The 10,851-nt window shown below is 55.8% G+C and carries 11 protein-coding genes; 4 read left to right on the plus strand and 7 right to left on the minus strand.

What is annotated here, in order from left to right; genetic code table 11:
* The first annotated feature begins 403 nt into the window (after positions 1-403).
* Positions 404-1,153, plus strand: coding sequence for a TlyA family RNA methyltransferase (locus tag VFU50_06570; GenBank protein ID HEU5232505.1), 750 nt, complete (start codon positions 404-406; stop codon positions 1,151-1,153).
* 220 nt (positions 1,154-1,373) lie between these two features.
* On the opposite strand, the gene VFU50_06575 is transcribed toward VFU50_06570, so the two are convergent.
* Positions 1,374-3,047 carry a VWA domain-containing protein gene (locus VFU50_06575; GenBank protein HEU5232506.1) on the minus strand — a complete coding sequence of 558 codons (1,674 nt, stop codon included), beginning with the start codon at positions 3,045-3,047 and terminating at the stop codon, positions 1,374-1,376.
* 318 nt (positions 3,048-3,365) lie between these two features.
* Here VFU50_06575 and VFU50_06580 point away from each other — a divergent pair, with 318 nt between their 5' ends.
* Together VFU50_06580 and VFU50_06585 are read left to right on the plus strand one after the other, a co-directional pair.
* On the plus strand, positions 3,366-4,223 hold the full coding sequence (locus VFU50_06580; protein ID HEU5232507.1) for an NAD(+)/NADH kinase: 858 nt from the start codon (positions 3,366-3,368) through the stop codon (positions 4,221-4,223).
* A 2-nt stretch (positions 4,224-4,225) separates the two neighbouring features.
* Complete coding sequence (locus tag VFU50_06585; GenBank protein ID HEU5232508.1) at positions 4,226-5,956, plus strand: amidohydrolase; 1,731 nt, start codon at positions 4,226-4,228, stop codon at positions 5,954-5,956.
* Between the two features lie 224 nt (positions 5,957-6,180).
* Here the strand turns inward: VFU50_06585 and VFU50_06590 are convergent, their stop codons facing one another.
* Positions 6,181-6,669 carry a hypothetical protein gene (locus tag VFU50_06590; protein HEU5232509.1) on the minus strand — a complete coding sequence of 163 codons (489 nt, stop codon included), beginning with the start codon at positions 6,667-6,669 and terminating at the stop codon, positions 6,181-6,183.
* Between the two features lie 66 nt (positions 6,670-6,735).
* Here VFU50_06590 and VFU50_06595 point away from each other — a divergent pair, with 66 nt between their 5' ends.
* Complete coding sequence (locus VFU50_06595) at positions 6,736-7,107, plus strand: iron-sulfur cluster assembly accessory protein (GenBank protein ID HEU5232510.1); 372 nt, start codon at positions 6,736-6,738, stop codon at positions 7,105-7,107.
* Between the two features lie 63 nt (positions 7,108-7,170).
* Here VFU50_06595 and VFU50_06600 read toward each other — a convergent pair whose 3' ends face one another.
* Genes VFU50_06600 through VFU50_06620 form a run of 5 tightly spaced genes read right to left on the minus strand, consistent with a single transcriptional unit; the run spans position 7,171 to position 10,701 of the window.
* Positions 7,171-8,061, minus strand: coding sequence for a hypothetical protein (locus tag VFU50_06600; GenBank protein ID HEU5232511.1), 891 nt, complete (start codon positions 8,059-8,061; stop codon positions 7,171-7,173).
* A gap of 21 nt (positions 8,062-8,082) precedes the next feature.
* Positions 8,083-8,664: a hypothetical protein gene (locus VFU50_06605; GenBank protein ID HEU5232512.1), complete on the minus strand. Its 582-nt coding sequence runs from the start codon at positions 8,662-8,664 to the stop codon at positions 8,083-8,085.
* A 5-nt stretch (positions 8,665-8,669) separates the two neighbouring features.
* Positions 8,670-9,221, minus strand: a complete 552-nt coding sequence (locus VFU50_06610; protein ID HEU5232513.1) for a hypothetical protein — start codon at positions 9,219-9,221, stop codon at positions 8,670-8,672.
* Positions 9,221-9,811, minus strand: coding sequence for a PilN domain-containing protein (locus tag VFU50_06615; GenBank protein HEU5232514.1), 591 nt, complete (start codon positions 9,809-9,811; stop codon positions 9,221-9,223). Before VFU50_06615 ends, VFU50_06610 begins: the two co-directional genes overlap by 1 nt.
* On the minus strand, positions 9,808-10,701 hold the full coding sequence (locus VFU50_06620; protein ID HEU5232515.1) for a hypothetical protein: 894 nt from the start codon (positions 10,699-10,701) through the stop codon (positions 9,808-9,810). Before VFU50_06620 ends, VFU50_06615 begins: the two co-directional genes overlap by 4 nt.
* Between the last annotated feature and the right edge of the window lie 150 nt (positions 10,702-10,851).

Raw genomic sequence — 10,851 nt, forward strand, 5'->3', positions numbered from 1 at the left:
GGTGGGTTCGTTAGCGTGAGTGGCCATGAAGGGACTCAAGGATTCTAGAGCGTTTCGCAGCTGCTTTTGCGGACGAGTCAGTACCGTCCGCGGTAGCGGATGGGTTTCATCTGATCCTACATAGATGGCACCCATTCGCTACCGCGAACGGTACCGACTGATTTCGGAGATCAAAATGATTTCGCATACCCAACTGTGACATTGCTGAAAGCACAGGCTGATGCGTAATGCTTGGGCCAAAACTCTAATAATAATTTCCTCAGCTTTGAGGAAAAGTTTGTGGATAAGCAGCTTCTCACGTGCGGATGATGCGATGATTGCTGAACAAACACCAGCTTGCACACTGGAATGTGCTCATCCGCAGTGTGAAATTAATTTGCTGCTGAAGCATGCACTTGCTGACATGAAACTTCGTCTCGACAAATTGTTGCTCGATCGTGGCATGGTGCCGTCGCGCGAGCGAGCACAGGCACTGATCCTCGCCGGCAGGGTGCTGGTGAATGAACAGAAAGTTGAAAAACCGGGAACGCAGATCACGCCTGACGCTGAGATCAAGTTGCTAGGCAACGACTTGCGCTACGTAAGCCGCGGCGGTCCCAAATTGGAACGCGCGCTGCAGCACTGGAAGATCGATCTGCACGGAAGAAGCTGCATGGATGTGGGCGCCTCCACCGGCGGCTTCACTGACTGCATGCTGCAGCACGGCGCTGCACGCGTCATCGCGATCGACACCGGTTACGGACAAATCGACAATCGATTGCGGCAGGATCCGCGAGTGTCGCTGCTGGAAAGAACAAACGCGCGTTACTTGCACGACAATCAGTTGCAGTTCGCCGTCGATTTTTTTGCCATGGACGTTTCTTTTATATCCGCCACTCTGGTGTTGCCTGCGCTTCTTGCGGCAATCCGTAACAGGCTGATTCCTCGGGCCGAATTCGACGGCGTAATCCTGGTCAAACCACAGTTCGAGGCAGGCCGCGAGGCCATCGGCAAAGGCGGAATCGTGCGCGATGAAGTCTCGCAGCTTGGGGCAGTGGAGCGCGTACGCCGGGCCGTCGAGGAGCAAGGCGGATCGGCACTCGACGTCATCGACTCTCCTATTTTGGGAGCGGAAGGAAACCGCGAGTTCCTGTTATGGTCGCTATTCAGATGAAATTATCCGAGGGGCAATCGTGGGAAATGCGCGAAATCCGAAAACTCAAGCACCACTTTCCCCACGACCCTCGGCTGCTTGTGGCGTCCATTCAACCTGATTTCGTAGTTTCAAATGCGCAAACTTTTGAGGGTGGATCGGATCCGTTCTCGTTATCTCGACAATGTCGGAGATACGGTCGTTTCGTTGGTATCCATCCAGACACGAACCCAGGAGGCGATTAACGGAGCACGTTACAGCATTGCAGAGGAATATCAATACTTCCTAGCCGCCCACTGTGAGCATCGCGAACCAGCGCACGAACTCGTTGCGCATGTTGATGCGGAGCGTAGCCGAGCCGCAGCATTAAGCCGGCTCGCCGCGCGTTCTGAAGCTCCTCTGAGGTGAGGACTTTTGAGATCCGATTCGTATTGCCCGTAAGAATGCGATAGGACGGAGACAGAGTTGCTGTAGCGACATCGAATTCAACTTCGAAGTTACCGTCCTGTCGTCTTTCCAGACTTAGGGATCGGGGATCAATAAACAGTTCGACTCCAGATTTCTGCGCTTGCTGTCGTGCAGCTAGAACCACTCCTGTCGCTTGGAACCGATCACCCAGGGCACCGAGGATCTCCTCGTGAATGGCTTCGGGAGATTCTGTTGCCTGTCGTCCTTCCTCGCCAAAATAGATGTGCCTGTACAGAGTAGTCGAACCGCGGCGAGTACTATTCGCTGAGATTGTGTGGAGCCCTTTGTCGGACCTTGTCGATACAATTCGGATTTCCAAGAACTGATTATTGTCGTCGCCAGCGATCTGAACCGCGTCTACAAGACTGCTGCCTTTTAGGTTTCGCCCACCAGTAGTGTCAGCTAGTTGCTGCATAGCCATGTCTCTTGAGGCGAGATCTCCCGCGAAAGTAGAGGGTAGATTGGCCATAATGCCGGGAGTGCCGCTCGGAGATCTCTCCAAGGCGAGAACCGAGCGCTTATTCTCATTTCGATCTTTCATATTGCTGGGATTTACGGGATAGATGGAAAGGCGAGCTTCTTGAAGGCTCTGGAAAACAGCTCGGAAATCAGGTTGGTCTCCTGCGCATGAGTAGATCCCAGAGCCGAGAACGGTCGCTGTCGTGCACGGGAAGTCGCTCGAAAACCAGATGAGGCTCTTCCTTCCACCTATTCCTTCAGCTGCTCGAGCAATTGTCTTGAGCGCAGTCAGCGTGATCCACCTTCTATCTTGGAGCGGGGGTTCTTGACTGAAGCCTGCGAACTCCTTCACAGATGCCAGGAACTCGACGAGGCCCTCTCTCAGCGGTGTAGGCGCGGGTACAGTCGTCCCAGTTTCGTCAGCGAGAGAAACGGATGACTCGCTTGCATGCTTCTTAATCAGGCTCATCGCAGCCAATAGTGTCTGCGGCGAAGATAAATGATCCTGTAAGAGGTTGAGATCCTCGGCTAGACCGTAGATCGTCAAATGCTGTGCCGCGATATTAGGTGCCTGCAAGAGAGTTGCGAGTCTGTCAAGCACGAAGTTACGTTCGGTTCTGGGAGTGTTTAGTAGATCTACAAGGAGAATCGTTTGTTCGTGTTCGTTCGTGGAACTCAGAGCAATGTTTGTATAAATATCAGACTCCGAGCCCTCAGCATCGGCAGGTGGTCGGATTGAGGTTGATGACTCATTTGCACGCGGCGTGCCCTTTTGCACTGATGCGATTGTCTGAGCAACTCCGTCCTCTTCTATTCGGAGATCTCTCTTGTCGACGTCAGTTAGCCGGTTCCCACGTTTGTCGAGAACCACAAGATCCACTACACATGAATCGCCCTGAGGAGGCGACTGTGAGCTGACAGTGATCAAGCCGCCACAGTCGAAAGCAAGCCAGACTGCCAGAACCGTGATGCGTGGAAACCTGCTCACAAATAGATGCTCTTCCGCGCGGATAATATATCAACACCATCGCGCGATCCTTGTCGTAGGCCTGCGGCCGGAGTTAGAGCGCAAATGAAAATGGCCTATCAGGCAGCCGCCCCTCACCCCATTTAGCACTCACAGCTTGCAATTTGAAATAACGCGACTGCAAAAGCTCTGGACGTCGTAAACTCAGGCAAGATGCTGTGTATAGACTGGTTCACAAAAACGGCGTGAACTAGCCGATTGACTCGTTTGTATTCTAAGCAAGTTGCAGATGATAGGCGCTGCTGAATCCTCCCTGTTACACTCACGATTCACCGCTTAATGCCCGTCGCCGCGATCATTTCGAAGCCGAACAAGCCAGAGCTAAAGGAAGTGATCTCTGGAGTAATCCAATGGCTAGGAAAGCACGGCTTCGAAGCTGCACTCGATCCGGTCTCTGCGGAATACTGCAGCGCAGGACGCCGAGTTTCCCGCGAGGAACTGCATAGCCTCAAGCCGGAGTTTGCTATCGTGCTCGGCGGTGACGGTACGTTGCTTGCCGCAGCTAGGGTCTTGGCTGATTCCCAAGTGCCGCTCTTAGCTGTAAATCTCGGCTCACTGGGATTTCTTACCGAAGTGTCGCTCTCCGAGCTTTACGTGCATCTGGAGAGCATCACGAAACAGTGCTGCGTTTTTGACGAACGCTCGATGCTCCATTGTCGACTGATTCGCGACGGCGCCGTCGTGCAGGAGCAGGAAGCGCTCAATGATGTCGTCATCAAGGCTACGGCAGCGCGTCTTGCCGATTTCGAGTTGAGCATTAACGGGCAGCGCGTTACCGATTACAAAGCGGATGCTTTAATCATTGCTACGCCGACGGGCTCAACGGCGTATTCGCTGGCTGCCGGTGGTCCCATTTTGGCGCCTAGCGTAAAGGCGTTGGTGGTGACACCCGTCTCTCCACATGCTCTTACACATCGTCCTCTGGTTGTGGAGGAGACTTCGAAAATTGTCGTGAACGTTGAGGTGGGGAAGGAAGAAGGCTTCCTGACCGCGGATGGGCAAGTGAGTATTCCGATCGAGAGCGGCGATCGCATTGAATGCGAGTTGGGACGATGTCGTGTAAAGTTGCTGCGCGAAAAAGACGGGCAGAAGTTCTTCGAAGTCCTGCGCACGAAACTGCATTGGGGAGAGCGATAGCGATGGCTTCATTCGCGTCAGCGTCGGCAAACGGCGGCTTGCGCCGCGCGTTTGCATGGCTCTACTTGGGTACACTTTTTCTCGCGATTCTTATGACCAGGCCCGCTTCGGCGCAGGAGCATCCTGCCGCCGAAACCATCATCACTAACGCCAATGTGTGGACGGTTGACCGCAATCATCCGCGCGCCGAGGCGGTTGCGATTCTGAACCAGCGCATCGTCGCTGTGGGCACATCCGCGGATATGGACGCATGGCGTGGGCCGCAGACTCGCATCATCGACGCGGCAGGGAAGTTGCTTCTGCCGGGCTTCAACGATGCTCATCTGCATTTCGTCTCCGGCGGCTTTCAGCTCGATCAGGTGCAACTCACGGACTCTCGAACTCGAGAGGAGTTCGTTCGTCGAATCGGCGCACAAGCCAAAAAGCTGAAGAAGGGCGAGTGGATGCTGGGCGGTGATTGGGACGAGCAGAATTGGACTCCTCCGCAGTTGCCCACGCATGAGTGGATTGATGCAGTCACACCAGACAATCCCGTATTCGTCCAACGCCACGACGGGCACGAATCGCTGGCCAACGCCTTAGCCATGAAAGCGGCGGGAGTGACAGCGGCAACGAAGGCTCCTGCGGGCGGCGAGATCGTGCGCGATGCCCAAGGAAATCCGACGGGCATCTTTAAAGATGCGGCGCAGAGCCTGATCTATAGAGTCGTTCCCGAACCGGGACAGGCGGCGCGCATCAAGGCAGCGAAGCGCGCGCTCGATTACGCGGCGTCGTTTGGCGTGACCAGCGTGCAGGATATGGCGGTCGATTACGCCGACATCGCGGCCTACTCCGTACTCGCGGAACGTGGAGAGCTTACCTCGCGCATCTACGCCGCTCCGCTTGAAACGCATTGGCAGGATCAGGCGAAAATCGGAATTCGTCATGCGTTTGGATCGGACTTCCTTCGCATCGGAGCGGTAAAAGGTTTCGCGGATGGCTCCCTCGGATCGACTACGGCCTACTTCTTCGAGCCATACGTGGATGCGCCGAATACACGCGGCCTACTGTCGGACGAAATGCACCCGGTGAGCGCAATGCGCGAGCGACTGACCGGAGCTGACAAAGCTGGACTCCAGATCTGCGTTCACGCCATTGGCGATCAGGCCATCTCGATCGTGCTGGACATCTATCAGGACATTGAAAAGGCGAACGGCGATCGCGATCGCCGCTGGCGCATCGAACACGCCCAGCATATCGCGCCGAAAGACTTCCAGCGCTTCGCCAACCTGCACGTGATTGCCTCGATGCAGCCCTACCATGCCATCGACGATGGCCAGTGGGCAGAGCGGCGCATTGGACCAATTCGGGCAAAAACCACTTACGCATTTCGCACCTTGCTCGATGCTGGCGTTCACCTTGCTTTTGGCACCGACTGGACGGTTGCTCCGCTCAACCCGATGCTGGGCTTGTACGCCGCAGTCACACGAGCGACGCTCGACGGCAAGCATCCCAACGGCTGGATTCCTGAGCAGAAGATCTCGATCGAAGAAGCCATCGAGGCGTACACGCTCGGTTCTGCTTATGCGGAATTTCAAGACAAAGACAAAGGCTCCATCACGCCCGGCAAACTCGCCGACCTCGTTCTCGTCAGTGACAACCTGCTGAAGATCGACCCCCGGGCAATCCGCGATGCCAAAGTGGAAATGACGATGGTCGGCGGCAAGATCGTTTACGGCGGGGCACCAGAGTAATTCACCACAGAGACACAGAGGCACGGAGGAATGTTGTCTGTCATTCCGAACCGCCGATTTGTGGCGGTGGAGGAATCCCTACTCCCACAAGTAAGCTGCTGAACCACGAAAAAAACGCTCTCACACGGTGTGGGTAGGCTATAGGGATTCCTCACCGCAAAAAACGCGTTTCGGAATGACAATACAAAGCACCTCCGTGCCTCCGTGTCTCGGTGGTGAAAAGCCTATCTTCGACTCTCCTTCGAACCCCGCTCCAACAACCGCTTTGTCATCAGCACCAGTCCCACGATCTGGGTCCACTCGGAAACGATATTGCCCACGACTTGTCCCCACCTGGAATTGACGTCCATGGAGCGGAACAACATGATCCAGGCGATGCCTGTGATGAGCAGAAAAATTGTGAGGGAATGGTCATCGAGGAAGCACAGGATTCGGTTCGCGGGTTCGTGCTTCGGACGGCGGCTCTCTGCTGAGCCTTTCTCGTACATATATTTTGTCGCCAGCACGGTCACTAATACGCCCGACCAATCGGCGATGGCGTTGCCGAAGAATGATCCCCAGTGCGTGCCTGGATCGGAGTGGATGTAGAGAATCGTCCAGAGAACGAGAATGACAATCGTCGCCAAGCTGAGAGAATGGCGGTGAATGAATCCTGAGCGCGGGTGGTGTTTGCCTAAACCTGCTGTTTTGAATCGTTTGTCAGAGGTATTCATCTAATGTCCAGGCTTCAAATTCTGCTTACGGCATTGTTATACTGAAGCTTCACAGAGGAGAAACGAATGGCAACGACCACTACCCCGAACGTCGAAAGCACACCGAAGACCGCACCCGTTATTCTTACGCCCAACGCTGTGGCCAAGGTGAAGGAGATTATGGCGCAGCAGGATCCGATGCCCGCCGGACTGCGTATCGGCGTGGTCGGCGGAGGCTGCTCAGGCTTTAGCTATTCTATGAATTTCGAGAACTCTCCGGGCATGATGGACAAGGTGCTCACTTTCGACGATCTGAAGGTTTTCGTGGACGCCACCTCACTCATGTACCTGAACGGCTGCACGGTCGATTATCTTGAGACTCTGGAAGCGGCCGGCTTCAAGTTCGACAATCCGAACGTGAAGAGCACCTGCGGCTGCGGGTCATCGTTCAACGTGTAATCACTCTCCTCTGAAACGTCAAAAGCCTCGCGCGAGCGAGGCTTTTGTTTTGCATTGCGAGTTCTAGCGGGGGAAACTCGGATTGCTAGATCCCGTTCCGGGATTCGTCGTCGAACCGGGGTTCGTCGTTGGAGACATTGGGTTGCTGCCGGGCTGGCCGAATCCAGGAGAATTCGTTCCGGGTAGCGGAGCCCCGATTGCTCCAGGCACTCCCGTCGCCGCCCCCGCTCCTATGCCTCCACGCAACGTCGGATCCATGGTGGGGTCGTACACGAACTGCCATTCGTTGTAATGATTTTTCTGCTGGAACTCCTTCATCGATTCCTTTTGCGAAGGGATCGATACGCCGACAATCGCTCCTCCGCCGAAGGTCTTGCCCGTCAATTGATCGCTTGAAAGCGGATTTCCTGCTGTACCACTCGGGCTGTTGGAAGAACCTCCAGGCGAAGTCGATGTGCCTGCAGACGTGCTTTGCCCTGAAGTGGTCTGGCCGGTTGCCGAGGTGCTCGACGACATTGAACTCGAGTTATCGCTGGTGGCGCCCATTCCAGTGCCGATCGTCGACGGAGCCAGACCAGGTCCGGACGGACTCATGCCGCCGGTAGTTGTGATCTTCTCCCCAAAGAAGCCTGTCGGAGGCCTCGCCTGGCCAAACTGAATGGGCTGCCAGTCATCCTTTCCCGTAATGGGATCGAGGTACTTGCGGCGCAGGAAGCGAATGTTGTTCGTGTTTTCGAGCTGGTCGAGATCCGACGGGTAACGTCCGAACTTCTTGTAGAAGCGGCGAATGGCGAGTGCATACTGCTCGCCCCGGCGAATCAGCTCGCCTTCCTTTTGTCGCTGAATGGCTTTGGCTGCTCGCGGGGCCGCTGCAGCGAGAGCGATGACCAGCAAGGTTAGCGCGAACAGAATGGCCAACAACACGTAGCCCTTTTGCCGGTTCGTTCGTCGCATTGGATAACTCCTCCGCATCGCTCAGCCCTGCGTCAACGGGATGGTCTGACGGTTGTTGTTGAGTACATCTTCGATCTCCACCTGATTGCTCTGAATGCGGAGAATCTTGTACCTGCGATTCACGATGTCGCCCTCGCGTCCGATGAAGACCGCGTCGCCATTCGCCAGAAAGATGCTCTTCGGTTCACCTGGTTTATTGGCAAAGCCAAAAAACTTAAGCGGGATCGGCGGTGGAGGAGGCGGAGGCGGTGGGCCCGGCGGAGGCTGATTTTGCACGACCTGCTGAACCGGGTGTGGCATCGGAGGAGGCGTTGCTTGAGCCTCAAAGATATTGCGACCACTCCCTTTATATTCCGCACCTTCGCTGTTCTTCAGCAGGTCCGTACGCAACGTAGGGTCCAGCGGCGCTGAAGATTTGGCTCTGGCCCCCCCACGCAGATTCGCTGCTTCCGGCTGCGCCGGTACCGCATTGGGAACAGAGGCAGCGACGCTCGGAGTGGGAGAGCCATAAGCAAGGAACATGCGCACAAGAAACACTACGGCGATCGCCATGAGCGCCAGCATGGCGTAGAGCTCTTTCTTGTTTTCCGCTCCAACTTTCATTTGGATTAAGTGCGCAGGTACGTGTCGAGCTTCATGTCGAGCCGCACTTCACCGTTGCTCGATCCTCTACCGGACTTTTCTCCCGTCAACCCGACGCTGTCAATAATGAAGAACATCTTGTCGCGTTCGACAGCATTCATGAATTTCACGATGTTTACATACGGTCCGGCGAGCCCGGCGTGGATCTCTAAATCTTCAACGTTGTTGAGCTGCCCGGGATCGGTCTTATAGCTGACCGACGTGATGCGTATGTGGTTCGCGTTGGCGAGCTTTCCCAATTCGGCAACCACGTCAGAGTAACGGCTGGGCAATCGGTTCTGAAGAAAACGGGCGTCGTCTTTCTGCGCCTGCTCCAACTTCTGATCGATCCCTCGCAACGGGACAGTCGTGCGGCTAAGTTGACGATATTCTTCTTCGGCCTGCCGCTCTACCTGAGCAGGTTGAGCTGCCGCTCCACGCAGCGGCAGCAGTAGATAGACCACTGCAGCGGCATCAATACAGGCGAGTACTGCGAGGGCAGTGATGATCCGTTTTCTCGACCGTGAGAGATCTGCCATTACTCTCCTCCCTCGATAGCCTGGTGTGGCAGATATGAGGTGATGATGTCTGATCTCACCGCGGCGGTGCCTTCTCCCGGTTTGCCGTGTGTCTCCGAACTTAGCTGGGGAGAGCGGAAGTGCGGTGACCTCTCCATGTTTCTCAGCAGCTCAATGGCAGTATCGCGGGTTTCCCCTTCTACCTGGACCTTTAAAGTGAACCGGGTTCGCTGATCCACGACGGGAGCAATGGAGGTCACGCGCAGACCAGCGGGCATGACCTTTTCCATGTCCTCCATCAACTTCGTCCAGGAAAACGATTTTCGCAAAATGGCGCCATTCAGGAATTGCGATTCGTCACGAGTGCCCCGGTTCTCCGGACGTGCAAGCACCTGCTGCGCCAGCGCCGACTCTTTCTTGAGCTCTGCCAGCTTTGACTGCGCTTGACGCGCGCTCTCCCATTCGCGCTGCGAATCATGGTAGTGACGGACGGAGATAAACACCATGAAAGCGGTAAACAGCGCTGCCAGAGCGAGCGCCGTTCCCCAGTGGCGATAGAACTGTCCCTCGTCCTCGTAAGGACGGGAGGCCAGATTAACGGCGATCTTCATGAGCGGGTAAGCACTCCAGCGATTCCGGCCAGTGCCGATTTGGGAATTCCGTCTCCGGAAAGGCTCTCGCCTGTGTCGATCCCGGAATCAAGGCTTTCCGGCCGGATCCCAGTCTGCTCCTGCAGAGCCTGTGCAAGTTCTTCATCAGGGGACGATGAAATCAGAAATATGTGGTCGATCTTGGCGGAATAATTGTCCTCAAAGAAGACGATCGACGGGTATACCTCGTTGGCAATGTCAGTGCCGCTTCGGCTTGCCGGAACATCGAGCGTGCGATAGAAGATGATTTCGTTCCCCTGGGCAATCGCCATGGAGATGTAGTTTGCATCGACCTTCACCAGTAAGGTTGGACGCTCCGCCTCAATCGCGCTGAGCGCCGCGAGTGTGGAAGGCACGACTACGCCGGGTTCATAGCCGGCACCGCGAATGACAGACTCGTATTCATTCAGCACTTCGCGCGGACAAACTGCGGCCAGCACTTTGACTGCTGCGTCTTTGCGATAACTCTGAAACGACAGAGCCGCATGGTCGGCATCGAATGGCACCGATTTGCGTAGACGGAAGCGGATGATGGGTTCGGCTTCCGCCATCTTTTCGGGAAGGGTGTCGAAATCGAGCAGCAGCACGCGAATCGCAGCGTCGGGCAAAACTGCGACTACGTCCCGCTTACGGCCTCCAACCGCCGTCAAAGCGCTCTCGATAGTTTGAGTGAGAGTACCTGGATCGGCGATGTTTCCCGGAGTGAGGGAAGGCCGCACGAGGTCTCGCTCCAGCTTCCGCCAGGTGTGTACGTCGAGGCGGCTGCCGTCGGATTTCGCGCGCGCGGCAATTACGCCTTGTGCGGTAATCTCGCACGCGAGTCTTGGTTTGGGAATGCCATTGCGTGCCATGATTATCTCGACGTCTCGATGAATGTGACTTTGTTGATCTCTTTCAGCGTGGTGGTTCCCGAGCGAACTTTTGCCAATGCCGACTCGCGCAGGAAGCGCATGCCTTCTTCCCGCGCCGCTTTCCGCACTTCCGAAGTCGGCTTCTTCTCC

This window comes from Terriglobales bacterium, assembly GCA_035764005.1.
Lineage (GTDB): Bacteria > Acidobacteriota > Terriglobia > Terriglobales > Acidobacteriaceae > Gp1-AA112.